The 18,440-nt window shown below is 62.3% G+C and carries 15 protein-coding genes and 2 riboswitches; of the genes, 1 reads left to right on the top strand and 14 read right to left on the bottom strand.

Features of this window, described 5'->3' with window-relative positions; all coding sequences use genetic code 11:
• Position 1: 1 nt before the first annotated feature.
• The 13 genes from purN to LKX83_RS25460 form a co-directional block, all read right to left on the bottom strand.
• On the bottom strand, positions 2-619 hold the full coding sequence (gene purN / locus LKX83_RS25520; protein ID WP_227885665.1) for a phosphoribosylglycinamide formyltransferase: 618 nt from the start codon (positions 617-619) through the stop codon (positions 2-4).
• On the bottom strand, positions 619-1,662 hold the full coding sequence (purM, locus tag LKX83_RS25515; protein WP_227885664.1) for a phosphoribosylformylglycinamidine cyclo-ligase: 1,044 nt from the start codon (positions 1,660-1,662) through the stop codon (positions 619-621). The genes purN and purM overlap by 1 nt, the downstream gene beginning before the upstream one ends.
• Before the next feature lie 764 nt (positions 1,663-2,426).
• The gene (gene purF, locus LKX83_RS25510; protein WP_227885663.1) at positions 2,427-3,971 is read right to left on the bottom strand and encodes an amidophosphoribosyltransferase; all 1,545 of its coding nucleotides are present in this window, start codon (positions 3,969-3,971) and stop codon (positions 2,427-2,429) included.
• A complete protein-coding gene (purL, locus tag LKX83_RS25505) occupies positions 3,956-6,199 on the bottom strand; it encodes a phosphoribosylformylglycinamidine synthase subunit PurL (RefSeq protein ID WP_227885662.1) in 2,244 nt (747 codons plus the stop codon). Before purL ends, purF begins: the two co-directional genes overlap by 16 nt.
• Complete coding sequence (purQ, locus tag LKX83_RS25500) at positions 6,177-6,869, bottom strand: phosphoribosylformylglycinamidine synthase subunit PurQ (protein WP_227885661.1); 693 nt, start codon at positions 6,867-6,869, stop codon at positions 6,177-6,179. The genes purL and purQ overlap by 23 nt, the downstream gene beginning before the upstream one ends.
• Positions 6,870-6,875: 6 nt before the next feature.
• On the bottom strand, positions 6,876-7,118 hold the full coding sequence (gene purS, locus LKX83_RS25495; RefSeq protein WP_227885660.1) for a phosphoribosylformylglycinamidine synthase subunit PurS: 243 nt from the start codon (positions 7,116-7,118) through the stop codon (positions 6,876-6,878).
• A gap of 65 nt (positions 7,119-7,183) precedes the next feature.
• Positions 7,184-8,074, bottom strand: a complete 891-nt coding sequence (locus LKX83_RS25490) for a phosphoribosylaminoimidazolesuccinocarboxamide synthase (RefSeq protein WP_227885659.1) — start codon at positions 8,072-8,074, stop codon at positions 7,184-7,186.
• 31 nt (positions 8,075-8,105) lie between these two features.
• Positions 8,106-9,401, bottom strand: a complete 1,296-nt coding sequence (gene purB / locus LKX83_RS25485) for an adenylosuccinate lyase (RefSeq protein WP_227885658.1) — start codon at positions 9,399-9,401, stop codon at positions 8,106-8,108.
• A 6-nt stretch (positions 9,402-9,407) separates the two neighbouring features.
• A complete protein-coding gene (gene purK, locus LKX83_RS25480; protein WP_227885657.1) occupies positions 9,408-10,703 on the bottom strand; it encodes a 5-(carboxyamino)imidazole ribonucleotide synthase in 1,296 nt (431 codons plus the stop codon).
• Entirely contained in the window at positions 10,700-11,185 is a 486-nt protein-coding gene (gene purE, locus LKX83_RS25475) for a 5-(carboxyamino)imidazole ribonucleotide mutase (protein WP_227885656.1), read from the bottom strand. The genes purK and purE overlap by 4 nt, the downstream gene beginning before the upstream one ends.
• Before the next feature lie 199 nt (positions 11,186-11,384).
• A riboswitch (purine riboswitch) is annotated at positions 11,385-11,486 on the bottom strand.
• Positions 11,487-11,706: 220 nt separating this feature from the next.
• A complete protein-coding gene (locus tag LKX83_RS25470) occupies positions 11,707-13,098 on the bottom strand; it encodes an NCS2 family permease (protein ID WP_227885655.1) in 1,392 nt (463 codons plus the stop codon).
• 138 nt (positions 13,099-13,236) lie between these two features.
• Positions 13,237-13,337, bottom strand: a riboswitch (purine riboswitch).
• Positions 13,338-14,105: 768 nt separating this feature from the next.
• The gene (guaA, locus tag LKX83_RS25465; protein ID WP_227885680.1) at positions 14,106-15,626 is read right to left on the bottom strand and encodes a glutamine-hydrolyzing GMP synthase; all 1,521 of its coding nucleotides are present in this window, start codon (positions 15,624-15,626) and stop codon (positions 14,106-14,108) included.
• A 102-nt stretch (positions 15,627-15,728) separates the two neighbouring features.
• Positions 15,729-17,033 carry a polysaccharide deacetylase family protein gene (locus LKX83_RS25460; RefSeq protein WP_227885654.1) on the bottom strand — a complete coding sequence of 435 codons (1,305 nt, stop codon included), beginning with the start codon at positions 17,031-17,033 and terminating at the stop codon, positions 15,729-15,731.
• Positions 17,034-17,258: 225 nt separating this feature from the next.
• Here LKX83_RS25460 and LKX83_RS25455 point away from each other — a divergent pair, with 225 nt between their 5' ends.
• Complete coding sequence (locus LKX83_RS25455) at positions 17,259-17,633, top strand: YciI family protein (protein WP_227885653.1); 375 nt, start codon at positions 17,259-17,261, stop codon at positions 17,631-17,633.
• A gap of 21 nt (positions 17,634-17,654) precedes the next feature.
• Here the strand turns inward: LKX83_RS25455 and bcp are convergent, their stop codons facing one another.
• Entirely contained in the window at positions 17,655-18,125 is a 471-nt protein-coding gene (gene bcp / locus LKX83_RS25450; RefSeq protein WP_227885652.1) for a thioredoxin-dependent thiol peroxidase, read from the bottom strand.
• Positions 18,126-18,440: the final 315 nt, after the last annotated feature.

Raw genomic sequence — 18,440 nt, 5'->3', positions numbered from 1 at the left:
ATTATCGTCTCACCGTTACGATCCGCCCGTTCAAAGCTACCCGGCCCTCGGCAATCCACCGGACCGCTTCCGGCAGCAGCGCATGCTCGACCGCGTGCACCCGCTCCGCCAGCGTTTCTTCCGTATCGTCGCCCCGAATCTCGACCGCTCGCTGCGCGATGATCGGTCCCGAATCCATGCCGCCGTCCACGAAATGCACCGTCGCCCCCGTCAGCTTCACGCCGTATTCCAGCGCCTGCCGAATCGCCCGGACGCCGGGAAAGGCGGGCAGCAGCGCCGGGTGAATATTGATCATCCGGCCGTAATACGGCGCGACGAGCACGTCCGTGATGAGACGCATATAGCCGGCCAGGACGATCAGCCCGATATCCGCTTCCCGCAGCTTGGCCACGATCTCCGCCTCGTAGGCTTCGCGGGACGGATACGCCTTCGCCCGAAACGCGAAGACGTCGATCCCGAAGCGTTGCGCCCGCTCGACGACGGGAGCGTCGGGCTTGTCGGTGACGAGCAGCGCGATTTCCGCCCCGAGCGCGCCGCGCCCGGCGGCTTCCGCCAGCGCTTGGAAGTTGCTCCCGCTGCCCGACGCGAAGACCGCGATCCGCAATGGGGTAGCCGGCATTAGAGCTCGACGCCCCCGAATGTGACGATGCGGCTGCCTTCGGTCACACGGCCGATGAGATACGCGGCTTCGCCGTTTTCCTTCGCGAGCGCAAGCGCCTGTTCGGCCTGCTCGGCCGGAACGACGAGCACCATGCCGATGCCCATGTTAAAGGTCGTGTACATATCGCGGTCGGAGATGCTGCCGTCGCGCTGCATGAGGCCGAATACCGGCTGCACCGGCCACGAGCCGCGCTCGATGTCGACGTTGACGCCTTCCGGCAGCACGCGCGGGATGTTCTCGATGAAGCCGCCGCCCGTAATATGCGCCATCCCTTTGACCCGAACGTGCTCCAGCAGCTTCAGAACCGATTTGACGTAGATGCGGGTCGGCTCGATCAGCACTTCGCCCAAGGTTTTGCCTTCCAGCTCCGGAAGCTTGTCCGCCAATCCGTAGCCTTGCTGCTCCAGCAGCAAACGGCGTACGAGGGAAAAGCCGTTCGAGTGGACGCCGCTCGAGCCGAGGCCGATGACGGCGTCGCCCGGCGCGATCGAGGAGCCGTCGATCGCCTTAGGCTTGTCCACGATGCCGACCGTAAAGCCCGCGATGTCGTACTCCCCGTCCTGGTACATGCCCGGCATTTCCGCCGTCTCGCCGCCGATCAGCGCGCATCCGGCTTGCTCGCAGCCGTCGGCTACGCCTTTGACGATCGCTTCGATCTTTTCCGGCACGAGCTGTCCGCAGGCGAGGTAGTCGAGGAAAAAGAGCGGCTCCGCGCCCGTCACGACGACGTCGTTGACGCACATGGCGACCGCATCGATGCCGATCGTGTCGTGCTTGTCCATCTGGAACGCCAGCTTCAGCTTCGTGCCGACGCCGTCCGTGCCGGATACGAGCACCGGCTCCTCGTACTTGTCCTTGTTCAGGCCGAACAGCCCGCCGAATCCGCCGAGCCCGGTCAGCACCTCGGGGCGGAACGTTCTTTTGACGTGCTTTTTCATCCGTTCGACCGCTTCGTTGCCCGCGGCAATGTCGACGCCGGCCTGTTTGTACGCTTCGGACACAGTGTAAGCCTCCCTGATAAGTTTCATTAATCGGAGCTTCTGCTGCAAAAGTGCAGGCAAATCCCGTCCACGGTCCCGCGGCATGACGGAAACCGGCGGGAGTTGGCTGCATCTTTGCAGATGGTGCGATTGTACATCTATAACGGTGCCATAAAGCCCGCTAGGAGCAAATTGGTGCAAGTATACATGTACTTCTGTGCTATAGCGCCCACTGCGAGTAATTAAGTGCAATTGTACAGCTATCTCGGCGCCATAAAGCTCGCTAGGAGCAATTAGGTGCAAGTATACATCTACTTCGGTGCCATAAAGCTCGCTAGGAGCAATTAGGTGCAAATGTACATCTATTTCGTCGCTTTATCGCCCATTTGGAGCAACTAGCTGCATTTGTACAACTAAATTTGTCCCATTTCCGTTATCGAGCCGTTTTTCACGAAAATAGAGGTATTATTGCAACTATATGGTCATTCTCGGGGAAAAGCGGGTCAAATAGGTGTAGGATTGCAACTAACCGCATCTGGCCGCATGCGTGCGGGATGGAGATGAAGCGCAGCGGCCGCCGCCATCGTGCTGCCAGACCGCTCACAGTCGCAGGCTCGCAGCCATGCGTCGGCCCGGCCGACCGCTCGCAGCCGCCGACTCGCATCCTACACGACGGGCCAGACCGGCCATCCCAAGGCGGCCGGCTTGCCCTAGCCGCCATGCGCTGCGCGCCTATCCGACGGCGCAATGCCTACCCGACGCGCAGTGCCCGCGCGTACAGCAGCTCAGTCGCAGCTGCAGGACGTCGCCTTGGCGTGCTCGAACTCCACCCGCGTCGGGTAGTCGTTCGTGAAGCAGCCGAGGCACAGACCGCGGTCCTGCTCGTCGGGATGGCCGCCGACGGCTTCGAGCAGCCCTTCGCGGCTCAGGAAGTAGAGCGAGTCTGCGTTGATCGCCTGGCGGATCTCCTCGACCGTCTTGCTCGAGGCAATGAGGTCGCGGCGGTCCGGCGTGTCGATGCCGTAGTAGCACGGGTTCGCGAAAGGCGGCGACGTGATCCGCACGTGCACCTCGAGCGCGCCCGCCTCCCGCAGCAGGTTGACGATGCGCAGCGACGTCGTGCCGCGGACGATGGAGTCGTCGATCATGACGACGCGCTTGCCCTGCACGACTTTGCGCACGGCGGAAAGCTTCATCTTGACGCCCTTCTCGCGCAGCTCCTGCGACGGCTGGATGAACGTGCGGCCCGTGTATTTGTTTTTGATCAGTCCAAGCTCGTACGGGATGCCGGTCTGTTCGGCGTAGCCGATCGCGGCGGAGATGCTGGAGTCGGGCACGCCCGTGACGATGTCCGCGTCGACGAACGCCTCCTGCGCCAGTTGCTGACCCATCCGCTTGCGGGACATGTGCAGGTTGATGGCATTGATGTCGCTGTCCGGCCGCGCGAAATAAATGTATTCCATCGCGCAGACGGCGCGGCGCTCGAGCTTGGCGAAGCGGTCCTCGCGCAGTCCGTCCTTGTCGAGCACGAGCAGCTCGCCCGGCTGGACGTCGCGCACGTACTCCGCGCCGATCGTCTCGAAGGCGCACGACTCGGACGCGAAAATATACGCGTCGCCCAGCCGCCCCAGGACGAGCGGGCGCAGTCCGTTCGGATCGCACGCGGCGATGAGCCGGTCCTTGGTCATGATCAGGAAGGCGAAGCCCCCGATCAGGCGGGAGAAAGCGTCCTTGACCGCCTCGACCAGATCTTTGGGCGAGCGCGCGATCATGTGCGCGATGACCTCGGTGTCGCTCGTCGTCTGAAAGATCGAGCCCATCTCCTCGAGCTCGCGCCGGATGATCGGCTCGTTCACGAGATTGCCGTTCGTACAGACGGCGAGATCGCCGTCCCGGTACTTGAATACGAGCGGCTGCGCGTTCGCGAGCCGGCTCGCGCCCGCCGTGGAGTAGCGGACGTGGCCGATCGCGTTCTTCCCCGTTAGGGCTTCCAGCCTGTCGCGGTCGAACACTTCCTTCACGAGGCCCATCCCGCGATGATAGTGGAACGTCCCCTCGTCGGACGTGCAGATGCCGCAGCTCTCCTCGCCGCGGTGCTGCAGCGCGTGCAGCCCGTAGTAGGCGAGCGAGGCGGCGTCGGGGTGGCCGAACACCCCGAAAACGCCGCATTCTTCCTTCAGCTTGTCGAAGATCTCTTCACGACCGTTGCCCTGGTTATAGTAGTCTCCGGTCCAGAAGCGCGCTTCGGCGGGCGCGAGGCCCTCCGTCTGCGTGCCGGGCAGCGCGGGGGCCGCGCCGGCGGGGCTTCCGGATTTTACTGCATCCGGCATGGGATCGCTTCCTTCCATTCGTGGCGGAATTCGTTCACAGATGCGTCGATAGCCGTATGTCCGTTCACCGCGATCGTCAGGCGGTCGCCGCCAACCGTGCCGAGCCGTTGCGCGGGCACGTCTTGGGCGGACATCCAAGCCGCCAGCTTCTCCGCTTGCTCCGGCTTCGCCGACAGGAGAATCCGCGATTGGGATTCGCTGAACAGCGCGAGGTCGGGACGCAGATTCGTCGCGAAGTCCACCCGGGCGCCGAGGCCGCGGCCGAAGGTCGCTTCGGCGACGGCAGCCGCGAGGCCGCCCTCGGACAGATCGTGCGCGGAGGCGACGAGCCCTTGGCGGATGGCGCCGAGGACGGCGCCGTGCAGCGCCTTCTCGACTTCGAGGTCGATCTCCGGCGGACGGCCTTCGGTGAGGCCGTGCACCGCGTACTGGAATTCGCTGCCGCCGATCTCCGCCTTCGTCTCGCCGAGCAGGAAGAGGACGTCGCCTTCGGCTTTGAATTCTTGCGTCGTGATATGATCCAGATCCGTAATCAGGCCGACCATGCCGACGACCGGCGTCGGGTAGATCGCGCCCTTCGTATTCTCATTGTATAGCGACACGTTGCCGCCGATGACGGGCGTCTCGAGGAAGCGGCAGGCTTCGGCCATGCCGTCGACGGCCTTTTCCATCTGCCAGAACACTTCCGGCTTTTCCGGAGAGCCGAAGTTCAGGTTGTCCGTGATGGCGAGCGGTTCGCCGCCGGAGCAGACGATGTTGCGCGCCGCTTCGGCGACGGCGATGCGTCCCCCGACTTCCGGATCGAGATAGACGTAGCGGCCGTTGCAGTCGGTCGTCATCGCCAGCGCCTTGCGCGTGCCGCGGATCGCGACGACGGCGGCGTCCGAGCCCGGCACGACGGCCGTGGACGTGCGGACTTGGTAGTCGTATTGGCTATATACCCACTCTTTGCTCGCGAGCGACGGGGAGCCGAGCACCTTTTTCAGCGCGTCGTTCAGGTCCAGCGCCTGCTCGTAGCGGTTCGTATCGATCGAGCCGTTTTTCAAGTAGTAGTCCGGCACCTTCGAAGGCTTTTCGTAAATCGGGCAGTCGTCGACGAGCGCCTTGACCGGCATGTCGGCGACCTGCTCGCCCTTGTGGAACAAGCGCAGACGACCGTCGTCCGTTACTTTGCCCACCTTGGCGCAATGGAGGCCCCAGCGCTCGAAGATCGCCTTCGCCTGCGCTTCGTGCCGCGGCTCGGTGACGAAGAGCATCCGCTCCTGCGATTCGGACAGCATCATCTCGTACGCGGTCATGCCTTCCTCGCGCTGCGGCACCTCGTCGAGGTACAGTTCCATGCCGTTGCCGGCCTTGCTCGCCATCTCGGCGCTGGAGCACGTGAGACCTGCCGCCCCCATGTCCTGGATGCCGAGGACGATGCCGGAGTCGATCAGCTCGAGCGTCGCTTCCATGACCAGCTTCTCCATGAACGGATCGCCGACCTGGACGGCGGAGCGCTTGGCCTCGGATTCGGCGGTCAGGTCTTCGGATGCGAACGTCGCGCCGTGGATGCCGTCGCGGCCGGTGGCCGGGCCGACGTAGAAGACGGGGTTGCCGACGCCTTTGGCGACGCCGCGCTGAATCTTGTCATGATCGATGAGGCCGACGCACATGGCGTTGACGAGCGGGTTGCCTTCGTACGCTTCGTCGAACATGACCTCGCCCGCGACGGTCGGGATGCCGATGCAGTTGCCGTAGCCGGCGATGCCGCTGACGACGTGCTCGAACAGGTAGCGCACGCGGTCGTTCTCGAGCTTGCCGAAGCGCAGCGAGTTGAGCAGCGCGATCGGACGGGAGCCCATCGAGAAGATGTCGCGGATGATGCCGCCCACGCCCGTGGCCGCGCCTTGATACGGCTCGACGGCGGACGGGTGGTTGTGCGACTCGATCTTGAACACGACGGCCTGCTTGTCGCCGATGTCCACGATGCCCGCGCCTTCGCCCGGGCCCATCAGGACGCGCGGTCCCGTCGTCGGAAAGCGGCGCAGCAGCGGCTTGGAGTTTTTGTACGCGCAATGCTCCGACCACATGACGCTGAACACGCCGATCTCGGTGTAGTTCGGCCGGCGGCCCAGAAAGTCGCAAATGAGTGCGTATTCGGAGTCGGACACGCCGAATTGCTTGTAGATTTTCTGCTCGGCGATCTGCTCGATTGTCGGTTCTTTAGCGGACACTTGCTGCGCCATTGCGTTCCCTCCAAGCGTTGAGTACTGACCTGAACATGCCGGCGCCGTCCTCCGAGCCGAGCAGCTCGCTGACCGCGCGTTCCGGGTGCGGCATCATGCCGACGACGTTGCCTTCTTCGTTGCAGATGCCCGCGATGTCGTCCACGGAGCCGTTCGGATTGTCGCCGGTATAGCGGAACACGATCTGCTCGTTCGCCCGAAGCCGCGCAAGCGTCTCGTCGTCGCAGTAGAAGTTGCCTTCGCCGTGCGCGATCGGGATGCGGATGACGTCGCCGTGCTCGTAAGCATTCGTGAACGCCGTCTTCGTGTTTTCGACCCGCAGGTCGACCGGGTGGCAGCGGAACTTGAGGCTCTTGTTGCGGATGAGCGCACCCGGGAGGAGACCCGCTTCCGTAAGGATCTGGAACCCGTTGCAGACGCCGAGGACGAACTTGCCTTCGGCCGCGGCCTTGCGGATCTCGTTCATGACCGGCGCGAATTGCGCGATGGCCCCGCAGCGGAGATAGTCCCCGTAGGAGAATCCGCCCGGCACGAGAATCGCGTCATAGGCCGACAGGTCGGTAGCCGTATGCCATACATAGTCTACGGGTTGTCCGACCGTGTCTTCGACCGCCTTCAGCATGTCGATGTCGCAGTTGGAGCCCGGAAATACGATGACCGCGAATTTCATGAGGTTTCAGCCCTCCAGTTCGAAGCGATAGTCTTCGATGACGGTGTTCGCGAGCAGCTTTTCGCACATCGCCTTGATGCGCTCCTCCGCTTGCGCGCGGTCGGTCGTCGACAGCTCGAGCTCCAGATACTTGCCGATGCGCACTTTGCCGACTTCGTCGAAGCCCATCGTGTGCAGGGAGCCGAGGACGGCGTTGCCTTGCGGGTCGAGCACGTTCTCTTTGATCGTCACGTAAACCGTTGCTTTCATGGGTGGGGTCTCCTCCTGATCTAGGGAAAAGTTAAAAATGCTTGATTGCGAGCTGCGCGAATCGTCTAATCTTCGCTCACGGCGAGACGGCGGTAGATGTCCCGGTAGCGCTCGGTCGTCGCCTCGACGACGGCGTCCGGCAAGCGGGGCGGCGGGCTGATCTTGTCCCAGTCCGAACCCGCGAGATAGCTGCGCACCGGCTCCTTGTCCATGCTGTCGATCTCGACGTCCAGCTTGTAGTTTTCCTGCGCCCAGAACCGCGAGGAATCCGGGGTGAACAGCTCGTCGATCAGGATGATGTCGTCGCCGATCAGCCCGAACTCGAACTTGCAATCCGCCAAAATGATGCCTTTGGCCTCGCAAACGCGGCGGCCGTATTCGTATAGATGAAGGCTCTTGTCCCGCAGCGCCTCGGCCAGCGGTTGGCCGACCCGGCGCGCCATCTCCTCGAAGGGGATGTCCTCGTCGTGGCCGATGTCGTTTTTGCCCGCAGGCGTAAAGATCGGCTGTTCGAGCTTGCCGTTTTTGCGGAGCCCCGCGGGCAGCGGAATGCCGTTCACTTCCCCGTTCTGCCGGTACTGCCGCCAGCCGCCCCCCGTGATGTACCCGCGGACGACGCACTCGATGTCGATGCGCTTCGCTTTCTTGGCAACCATGATGCGTCCGGCCAGCCTGTCCGGCTCGGAAACGAGATCCCCCAGCCGCGAGACGTCCGTATGGACGACGTGGTTCGGCTGAATCTCCTCGGTGAGCGAGAACCAGAAGGAGCTGAGGCCGTTCAGCACGCGCCCCTTGTCTGGCACCGCCGGGTCGAGCACGTAGTCGAAGGCGGAGATGCGGTCGGTGACGACGATCAGCAGATGCTCGCCGAGATCGTAGAGTTCGCGTACTTTGCCTTTGTGGAGCAGGGGGGCCCGGACGAGCCCCTCCGCGGTGGTTAACGCTTCGGTCGGCATGACGACCTCCTAGGGTTCGGAATGAGGAATGCTAGTTCAAGCCCAGACGCTCGAAAATGGTATCGACGTGCTTCAGGTGCCACGACGGGTCGAACGCGTCCGCGATCTCCTCCGCGGAGAGCGCCTCCGTGATCGCCGGCGTCGCGGAGACGATCTCGCGGAAGTCGCGCTGCTCCTCCCAGGCCTGCATCGCGCGCGGCTGAACGGTGTCGTACGCCTGCTCGCGGCTGAAGCCTTTGTCGATCAGCTTCGTCATGACGCGGCCCGAGAACGGCACGTTGTACGTGCTGCGCATGTTGCGCTTCATGTTCTCCGGGAATACGGTCAGGTTTTTCACGATATTGCCGAAGCGGTTCAACATGTAGTTCAGCAGCATCGTCGCGTCCGGCAGGATGATCCGCTCGACCGAAGAGTGGGAGATGTCGCGCTCGTGCCAGAGCGAGACGTTCTCGTAAGCGGTGATCATATGGCCGCGAATGACGCGGGACAGGCCGCTGATGTTCTCGCAGCCGATCGGGTTGCGCTTGTGCGGCATCGCGGACGAGCCTTTCTGCCCTTTGGCGAACGGCTCCTCCACCTCGCGGAATTCGCTCTTCTGCAGCGCGCGGATCTCGGTCGCGAACTTGTCGAGCGACGAAGCGATCAGGGCCAGCGTCGCCATGTACTCGGCATGGCGGTCGCGCTGCAGCGTCTGCGTCGAGATCGGCGCCGCGGTGATGCCGAGCTTGCGGCAAACGAACTGCTCGACGAACGGATCGAGGTTGGCGTAGGTGCCGACGGCGCCGGACATCTTGCCGAACTGCACGTTGTCGGCGGCTCGCTTGAACCGCTCGAGGTTGCGCTTCATCTCTTCGTGCCACAGCGCCAGCTTCAGGCCGAACGTCGTCGGCTCCGCGTGCACGCCGTGGGTGCGGCCCATCATCGGCGTCGATTTATAGCGGATCGCTTGGTTGCGAAGAATATCGATGAAGTTCGCGATGTCGCGTTCGAGAATTTCGTTGGCCTGCTTCAGCAGGTAGCCGAGCGCGGTGTCGACGACGTCGGTGGAGGTCATCCCGTAGTGGACCCATTTGCGCTCCGGCCCGAGGCTCTCGGACACCGCGCGGGTGAAGGCGATGACGTCGTGGCGCGTCTCCTGCTCGATCTCGTAGATCCGGTCGATGTCGAACTTGGCGTTTTTGCGAAGCTCCGCCGTGTCCTCCTTCGGAATATGCCCAAGCTCGGCCCACGCCTCGCAAGCGCACAGCTCGACTTCCAGCCACGCTTTGAATTTGTTTTCCTCGGTCCAGATGGCCCGCATCTCGGGGCGGCTGTAACGTTCGATCATATCTGATTAGACCCTCCAGATCTTTGATTGGTCGATCCACGCCAGCGCTGTCTCGACGTCCTGCGCGAGTACGTTGACGTGGCCCATTTTTCGCTTGATCTTGGCTTCGGCTTTGCCGTACAGATGCACCTTCGGCACGACGCCCAGCCGCTCGGCCGCGGGATCGGTCTCCCGCATCCATTCGAGCAAAGGCTCGACGTGCTCGCCGAGAATGTTGGCCATGACGACCGGCGTCAGCAAGCCGGGTTCGCCGAGCGGCAGATCGCAGATCGCGCGGATATGCTGCTCGAACTGCGACGTCTTGCAGGCTTCCATCGTGTAGTGGCCGGAGTTGTGCGGACGCGGCGCCAGCTCGTTCACGTAAAGCGCGCCGTCCGCCGCGACGAACATCTCGACGGCGATCAGCCCGACGACGCCTAGCGTCTCGGCAATCGACACCGCGAGCCGCTCCGCCTCCGCGCGAATCGTGTCGTCCACACGCGCGGGAACGATCGATAAATGGAGAATATTGCGAACGTGAATATTCTCCGCCGGCGGGAACGTTCGGATCTCGCCCGATGGCCGCCGGGCCGCGATGACCGAAATCTCGCGGTCGAAATCGATGAATTTCTCCAGGACGAGCTCGATGCCAGCCTGCTCCGCTTCCTCCCAGGCCGGCGCCAGCTCGGCCTCCTCGCGGAGCACCCACTGGCCCTTGCCGTCGTAGCCCCCGGTGGCCGTCTTCAGGACGGCAGGCAGGCCCAGGCGGGCGGCGGCTTCGCGCAGCGACGCGAGGCTGGCGACCTCGGCGTACGGGGCTACACGCGCGCCTGCCGCTTCAATGGCGCGCTTCTCGCGCAGCCGGTGCTGCGTCGTGTGGAGGAGGGCGCTGCCCTGCGGGACGTACGACTCGCTCTCCAGCATGGCGGCGACGCCCGCGTCCACGTTCTCGAACTCGTACGTGATGACATCCGACCGACGCGCCAGCTCGCGCGCGGCCTCGCGGTCGGAATAGCCGGCGACGATCTGCGCCGCCGTCTGGCCGCAGGGCGCGTCCGGCGTCGGATCGAGCGCCACGAACTTGTACCCCATCCGGCTGCCGGCATGCGCCAGCATCCGGCCGAGCTGCCCGCCGCCCAGGATGCCGATCGTCGCGCCGGGCAAGATCGTGCGCGGTTCCGCGCCGCCGCCCTCCGCCTTCGGGGACGCCGCTTGGCTCTCCCCTTGGCCGCCGAAGCCCGTGCCGACCGGCCCGCAGACATCGCCTTCGCACGAGAAGCCTTCGCCGTTCAGCAGCTGCTCCAGATCCCGGTTCAGGCTCATGGCAGCTCACCGTTGTCGAGCACGTGCTGCGTCGTACGTTCGCGGCGTTCCGCGACCCGCGCCTGCACCTCGGGGTCGAACGCTCCGATGATCTGGGCGGCCAGCAGGCCCGCGTTGGTCGCGCCGGCCGGGCCGATCGCCACCGTGCCGACCGGGATGCCGCCCGGCATCTGCACGATCGAAAGCAGCGAATCGAGCCCGTTCAAGGTCGAGGACTTGACGGGCACGCCGATGACGGGCAGGACGGTCTTCGCCGCCACCATGCCCGGCAGATGGGCGGCTCCGCCGGCGCCGGCGATGATGACCTTCAGGCCTCGCCCGGCGGCGGATGCCGCATATTCGAACATCAGGTCCGGCGTTCGATGCGCCGAAACGACTTTTTTCTCGTACGGGACGTTCAATTCCTCCAGCACGTCGCACGCTTTTTTCATCGTGTCCCAATCCGACGTGCTCCCCATGATGACGCCGACCATTGCCGCCATGGCCTGATCTCCACCCTTTCCCCGCAGATGTTCTTATAATGGAATAAAAAAAGGGCGACGGGTAACTGTTGTCAGCATTCCCCATCTCGCCCGTCTTCTCTCAAGACACCCTATTCGCTTCAGCCTGCGGCCCGCCGGACGCCACATAGGCGCAATGCGCGGACGGTCCCGTTGTCGCGGGTCGCCGGACCGGCATTCCACCTTGCGTCCAGGAGCTCGTAGTCCGAAAATTTAGGGTTCTCGGGTAGAGACGATCGGGCCGTATTCCCGATGATATACGAGCGATTTTCAAGTTCCAAGTTTCGGTCTTAAGTGTACCGCAAACCTTACATGCCTGTCAAACGAAAGGCGAACGCTTTTCTTGCTTGAATTTACGAATGTTCGGATTTTGACAAAACCCCTTTTTCGACAGGCCGAGCACGAATAAAACCCCGCCCTACCTCCCTCGGGGGGAAGTAAAACGGGGTTGGGAACCACCTGATTGGCAAGCCGTCAAGAGACGGCGCGAAATGCGGCCAAGCTTACCCTGCGGATCCGACGAAAATGTAGCGGGCGATGACGAGGACGAACAGAATCCACATCAGCCAATGGATCTGATATTTCTTGCCCCCGAACAGGCTCGATACGAGCGCCAGGACGACGTAAGCGATGATGCCGAAGGAAATGCCGTTTGCGATATTGTACGTGAAAGGCATCATGGCGACCGTCAGGAACGCCGGAATGCCGATGACCAGATCGGAGAAGTCGATCTCCTTGACGGATTGCATCATGAGCACGCCTACGATGATAAGCGCCGCGCTCGTCGCCGGCGTCGGGACCAACAGCGCGATCGGCGCGAGGAACAGCGAAAGCAGGAACAGCACGCCCGTCGTAGAGGACGTGAGGCCCGTGCGTCCGCCTTCCGCGATGCCCGCGGAGCTCTCTACGTAAGCGGTCATCGTGCTGGTGCCGAGCATGGCGCCGCCGCTGACGGCGACCGCGTCGACGAACATGGCCTTGCCTACGCGTTTGTTGCCTTCTTCTTTATTTTTGAAGAAGCCGGCGCGGTTGGCCGTGCCGACCAGCGTGCCGAACGTGTCGAACAGCTCGACGAACGTAAACGTCGCGATCGCGGACAGCAGGCCGGTCGTCATCAGATCGGCGAAGTCGAAGTCCCAGAAGTTCAGCTTGTCGAACTCCGGCACCCAGGTTGCGGACTTGAGCGAATCGAAGCTGACGACGTCGACGCCGGGGATCGCGCCGATCAGCGTCGTGATTAGGATGCCGAACAGGATCGCGCCCTTGACGCGCAGTACCATGAGGACGCCGATGATCAGCAGGCCGACGATCGTGAGCCAAACCGAAGGCTCCGCCAGGTCGCCGAGATGCAGGATCGTTTCGTTGCTGTTCAGATTGACGTAATTCCCGGCGCCGTAGTCGTTGAACGGGCTCAGGGAGATCGTCAGCAGGCCGCTGTTTTTCAGGCCGATGATGGCGATGAACAACCCGATGCCGACGGTAATTGCATGCTTCAGTCCGTCCGGGATGGCGACGAGCAGCATCTGACGGACGCGGGTAACGGTAAGAATGACGAAAATGATACCGGAAATGAAGACGGCTGCGAGTGCCATCGAAGGCGTAATCGGGTGCCCCGTGGCTTTGGAAGTGATGACGGTCGTGGCGAAGTAGGCGTTCAGGCCCATGCCGGGCGCCAGCGCGACCGGGAAATTGACGAAAAGCCCCATTGCGATCGTAAAGATGCCGGCGGCAAGCGCGGTCGCCAGGAAGATCCCATACGCGTCCAGCCCGGATCCTCCGAGGATGAGCGGATTGACCGCCAAAATGTACGCCATCGTCATAAACGTCGTGATCCCCGCCATGATCTCCGTGCGTACGGTTGTTCCCAGTTCTTTCAGCTTAAAGAAACGTTCCATCGTTTCAAAAGCTCCTCCCTTGTCTGGTGATATGAAATGGATAAACCGTATAAAAATCAAAAAACCTAGAAGAATTCTCCTCTAGGTTCCGCACAACCGCGAAAATCCATACGCCGGGGATCGCGCGAAGCCCCGTGCTTATGCGTTTTCGCTTTCCGTAGCTAGATCATTTGCGGTGACCTCGTAGAGACTTCCGGGCCGATTCCCGGAATTATACGAAAAGGATATATGCAGTTGTTGATTGTCCACAACCCATTCTAGGTATTTTGTAGGGTTGTGTCAACGGATTTTTCGAATGATGCCGCTCCGGGAGGTCCGAATGTTCGGAAAATTTCCGTTTACAGCGCTTGCATACGAAATTGTGCGTTCGAACCGGAGCAAATTGGACCATTTCCAAGGGGGTTGGCGAATACCTAGCCTGGCAAACCCCGCCTCAGGGGACATGGAGGATGCCGCAGCAGGGTTGCGGGCATGCCTCCTGTCCGCGCGCGGCTAGCAGCCGAATAGGGTATATTACGCTCCCTATTTCGCACGCACCCTCGTCCCAACGCCGAATAGGGAACAATTTGTTACCTATCTTGCTTCTAACCCCGCCGCACGGCCGAATAGGGAACATTTCGCTCCCTATTTCGCACGCCCTAACGTCCTCCGCCGATTAAGGAACAATTTGTTACCTATTTCGCACCCGGACCCACCGCAAGGCCGAATAGGGAACATTTCGCTCCCTATTTCGCACGTTCTCTCGTCCCACCGCCGAATAAGGAGCAATTTGTTACCTATTTCACACCTGATCCCGCCGCACGACTAAATAGGGATCATATCGCTCCCTATTTCGCACGCCCTAACGTCCTCCGCCGAAATAAGGGACTATTTGTTCCCTATTCCGCATCCATATTTCACATCCGCCTCGCCCGCCGCCGCCCCCCTCACCCCCAGGACGCGCAAAAACCTCCGAGCCCGGTAGCTCGGAGGTCGTATAGGCGCTTAGCGCCGCTTGCCGAATGGCGTTACTCCCACTCGATCGTGGCCGGCGGCTTGGAGGTGATGTCGTAGACGACGCGGTTGACGTTTTGTACTTCGTTAACGATGCGCACGGAGATCTTCTCCAGCACGTCCCACGGGATGCGCGCCCAATCGGCGGTCATGCCGTCGATGGAGGTGACGGCGCGGATGCCGACCGTGTACGAGTACGTGCGGCCGTCGCCCATGACGCCGACGCTCTTCATGCCCGGCAGCGCGGTGAAGTACTGCCAGATCTCGCGGTCGAGCCCCGCATTCGCGATCTCGTCCCGGAGAATCGCGTCGGACTCGCGGACGATCTCGAGCTTGTCCTCGGTCACTTCGCCGAGCACGCGGATCGCCAGCCCCGGTCCCGGGAACGGCTGCCGCCAGACGATCGCGTCGGGCAGGCCCAGCTCGGAGCCGACCTTGCGCACTTCGTCCTTGAACAGCGCCTTCAGCGGCTCGACGAGCTTGAACTTCATATCCTCGGGCAGACCGCCGACGTTGTGGTGCGACTTGATCGTCTGCGCCGTCGCCGTGCCGCTCTCGACGATATCGGTGTAGAGCGTGCCCTGGGCGAGGAAGGCGAAATCGTCGAACTTCGCGGACTCCTCCTCGAACACGCGGATGAACTCGTTGCCGATGATCTTCCGCTTTTTCTCCGGATCTTCCACCCCGCGCAGGCCGCCGAGGAACCGCTCGCTGGCGTCGATCTTCACGACGTTCATCTCGAACTTGCCGACGAACGTGTCCATGACGCTATCGGCTTCGCCCTTGCGCAGCAAGCCGTGGTCGATGAACATGCACGTCAGCTGGTCGCCGATCGCACGGTGGATAAGAGCGGCCACGACGGACGAGTCCACGCCGCCGGACAGCGCGCAGAGCACCTTCTGATCGCCCACCTCGCGGCGGATGTCCGCGATCGTGTCGTCGATGAACGACTCCATGCTCCAGTCGCCTTTGCAGTCGCAGATGCGGTACAGGAAGTTGCGGATCATCTCGTTGCCGTACACCGAGTGGCGCACCTCGGGGTGAAACTGAACTGCGTACAGGCGGCGCTCGGGATGGCTCATCGCCGCGACGGGCGCATGCGTCGTGCTCGCGTCGACCCGGAAGCCGGCCGGCAGCTCGGTCACGTGATCGCCGTGGCTCATCCAGACGGTCTGACGGGCTTCGAGGCCGTGAACCAGCTCGCTGCCAGGGGCGAAGTCCACGTCGGACTTGCCGTACTCCCGCTTGTGCGCCGGTTCGACCTTGCCGCCCTGCTGGTGCGTGATAAGCTGCATGCCGTAGCAGATGCCGAGGATCGGCACGCCGAGGTCGTAGACGGCCGGATCGACCGAAGGCGCGCCTTCGGCATAGACGCTCGCAGGTCCGCCGGAGAAGACGATTCCCTTCGGCTGCAGTTGGCGGATCTTGTCCGCGGGCGTATTGAACGGGAGCAATTCGCTGTAGACGCCGAGATCGCGAATGCGGCGGGCGATGAGCTGGTTGTACTGACCGCCGAAGTCGAGGACGACGATCATTTCATGCGCTTGATTATTCACTGTGTGAACCGAGCCTCCTAGGTTGCTAACGGGAATCGCGGCGAAGCCTGCCGATTGTACGTTTCGCTGGGTACAAGCAAATCAATTGTTGTCATTATAGCTTTGCCCCTCCGACAGCGTCAAGGCAACCGGATCGTCGGCCGGAGCCTTCAAGAGCGCCGTCCGGAGCGCGTCCAGCGGGATCATCGCGCCGCCGCTCTTCTCGACGACCGGGACGCGCCAGCTGTGCGCCTCGCCGGCTTCGTTCGTCGCGACGAGCGTCCCGCTGTCGAGAGACAGCGTCAGCGTGCGGTCTTGCGCCGCGTAGGTGGATTGCCGAGCTACAGGATCCCATTCCGCGGTCCCCTCCATCCGGTCCGCCCACAACCGCAAGGAGACATAGGGTGCTCCCTTGACGTAGACAAGATCCGATGGCAGCATGTTCCACTCCGCGAGCCAGGCGGCGGATGCCGCCTCGTCCTCCGGCGCGGCTGGCGGCGCGATCGCCTCGGCCGCGGGGACGGCCGCTCCGGCTCCGCCCAGCCAGGCGACCGCCGTCTCGAGCGAAGGCTCCTTGCGGCTCCATTTCAGCTGGTCGGCCAGCCGGAAGACGGTCGGCGTCACGGCGTCCGACAGCTTGCCGAACGTATAGCCTTGCTTTTTATAGAAGGCGATGATCGCGGGGAGCGCTTTGACCGACTCGTCGTGCCCCTTCCCGTCGTGCATGAGGACGATCATCTCGGTTTTCAGCTTGGTTCCCTTCACGTTGGCGACGATTTCGGAGGCGGGCACGTTTTTGCGGCGCGCGTCCCCGCTGTCGACGTTCCAGTCGAAAAGGATGTACCCCGCTTGCTGCAGCGAGTCGAAATACAACCGGTCGAAGTTGCCATACGTCCCGCCCGGCGCCCGCAGCAGCCGCGTCTGCACGCCGGCGGTGTCCGCAATGATTTTCTCGGTCGCAACGACCTGATCCGCGAAGTTGTGGAAACTGCCGTACAACTCTTTGTAGACGTGATCGTAAGTGTGGTTCCCGATCGCGTGCCCGGCCGCCGCGATGGCGCGCAGCTTGTCCGGATGGGCTTTGACCTCGGCGCCGAGGACGAAGAAAGTCGCAAGCACCTTCTCTTTTTTCAAAATGGCGAGCACCTGGTCCGTCAAGTTGCTCGGACCGTCGTCGAAGGTCAGGTAGACGGTCGGAGGATGCTTGACTGCCGAAGCGGACGCTGCTTGAGCCGAAGCGGACGCCGCGGACGCGATCGCCGCGCCCGCTGTGCCCGGAACACCCGCGATCCCGCCGGCGATGCCGACGAACGCGAGCAGTCCGAGCCATATTACCCACGCTTTGGCGCCGCTTCGTTTTCCGGCCCTTCTCCGCTTGCTTCCGTACGTTTGCGCCCGCTCTCTCATTTTCCGTTCCTCCCATATCGCGATAACCTATCATTTTCTAAAATATATGGGAGACTTCCAATCCATATGTCTCTATTATAAGAGACGCCGGACGCAGGCGACCATACGTATGCTAACCGGTTTGGCCTCTATGCGATATATTTTTTGAAAAGCCGTCGATATTTCGCCGCGCCGTTCGTCGTCTGGAATAGATACGCCAAAATCCGTTGAAAAGGAGATCGAACCATGAAATTTTTGTGCCTGGGGTACCTGGATTCCGAGAAAATGAACGCCTGCCCCAAAGAGGAGATCGATGAAGTTATGGCCGCCTGTCCGCCTCATCTCGAGCAGCTTTACCGGACCGGTCAAACGAAACTTGATGCCGGCCTCTCCCAGGACGCGAAATGCCTGCGGCGGGTCGGCGGGAAATTGTCGATCACGGACGGTCCTTTTATTGAAACGAAGGAAATGATCGGCAGCGCGTTCCTCGTCGAAGCATCGGATATGGAGGAAGCCATCCGCGTAGCCTCCCTGCATCCCGCCGTGCAGCTTGCCGCGGGAGAGCGGTTCGGATGGGGCGTCGAAATCCGTCCCATCCATTACTTCGAAAAGTTGGATTGACCGGCAAACGGCCGGCTCCTCCTACGTTTTCTTTGCCGCTTCCAGCACTTTGGCGATATGTCCCTTCACCCGGATGTTGCGCCATTCTTGCCGAAGAATGCCCGCCTCGTCGATCAGAAACGTCGACCGCACGATGCCCATGTATTCCCGGCCGTACAGCTTCTTCATCTGCCAGACGCCGTACTGCTCCGCGATGGCATGATCGGGATCCGACAGCAGCAGGAAAGGCAAGCCGAATTTGTCCGCGAATTTGCGGTGGGACTTGAGATCGTCGGGACTGATGCCGAGCACGACGGCACCCGTCTTGTCGAAGTCCGGCACCGCGTCGCGGAAATCGCAGGATTGCTGGGTGCAGGTCGGCGTATCGTCCTGCGGATAAAAGTAGATCACGACCTTCCGGCCGCGGTATTGGCTGAGCGAAACGGTCTTGCCGTTCGATGCGGCAAGCGCGAAATCCGGCGCCGGCGCGCCGATCGTTAATGGGGTTGTCATGCGGGTGACTCCTTCGGTTCGCTTTGGTTTGACAACAGCGTACCACGAGTCGAACCGCGGAGCAAAACCGGCCGGGGCTAGCAAGCGCTTTCGGCATTCGATGGCTTCATTTGACGTTAGCCGTCGTTGCCGTCGCCACTGCGCCAGATTTTGCCGTTATTTCCCGGGAAAAGAAAAGCCGGATTCGCCAACGTGCGCACGTTTGGCGAATCCGGTCAGGCGCGGGTGCGGAAGAGCGTCGGAAACCGACGAGCGGTCGAAAAAAGCGTTGGCGGCCGCCCGGGAGATGCGACATTACCCGAACGTCAAGCACGG

Origin of the sequence: Cohnella baijiui (assembly GCF_020731285.1) — a bacterium.
Classification (GTDB): Bacteria; Bacillota; Bacilli; order Paenibacillales; family Paenibacillaceae; genus Cohnella.
Note: the sequence above shows the minus strand (reverse complement) of the source record. Positions and strands in the feature narration are given on the sequence as shown.

Coding starts and splice junctions, on each gene's coding strand:
- purN (WP_227885665.1), bottom strand. CDS start 619: ATGCCGGCTACCCCATTGCGGATCGCGGTCTTCGCGTCGGGCAGCGGG.
- purF (WP_227885663.1), bottom strand. CDS start 3,971: ATGCCGGATGCAGTAAAATCCGGAAGCCCCGCCGGCGCGGCCCCCGCG.
- purL (WP_227885662.1), bottom strand. CDS start 6,199: ATGGCGCAGCAAGTGTCCGCTAAAGAACCGACAATCGAGCAGATCGCC.
- purQ (WP_227885661.1), bottom strand. CDS start 6,869: ATGAAATTCGCGGTCATCGTATTTCCGGGCTCCAACTGCGACATCGAC.
- purS (WP_227885660.1), bottom strand. CDS start 7,118: ATGAAAGCAACGGTTTACGTGACGATCAAAGAGAACGTGCTCGACCCG.
- LKX83_RS25490 (WP_227885659.1), bottom strand. CDS start 8,074: ATGCCGACCGAAGCGTTAACCACCGCGGAGGGGCTCGTCCGGGCCCCC.
- purB (WP_227885658.1), bottom strand. CDS start 9,401: ATGATCGAACGTTACAGCCGCCCCGAGATGCGGGCCATCTGGACCGAG.
- purK (WP_227885657.1), bottom strand. CDS start 10,703: ATGAGCCTGAACCGGGATCTGGAGCAGCTGCTGAACGGCGAAGGCTTC.
- purE (WP_227885656.1), bottom strand. CDS start 11,185: ATGGCGGCAATGGTCGGCGTCATCATGGGGAGCACGTCGGATTGGGAC.
- LKX83_RS25470 (WP_227885655.1), bottom strand. CDS start 13,098: ATGGAACGTTTCTTTAAGCTGAAAGAACTGGGAACAACCGTACGCACG.
- guaA (WP_227885680.1), bottom strand. CDS start 15,626: ATGATCGTCGTCCTCGACTTCGGCGGTCAGTACAACCAGCTCATCGCC.
- LKX83_RS25460 (WP_227885654.1), bottom strand. CDS start 17,033: ATGAGAGAGCGGGCGCAAACGTACGGAAGCAAGCGGAGAAGGGCCGGA.
- LKX83_RS25455 (WP_227885653.1), top strand. CDS start 17,259: ATGAAATTTTTGTGCCTGGGGTACCTGGATTCCGAGAAAATGAACGCC.
- bcp (WP_227885652.1), bottom strand. CDS start 18,125: ATGACAACCCCATTAACGATCGGCGCGCCGGCGCCGGATTTCGCGCTT.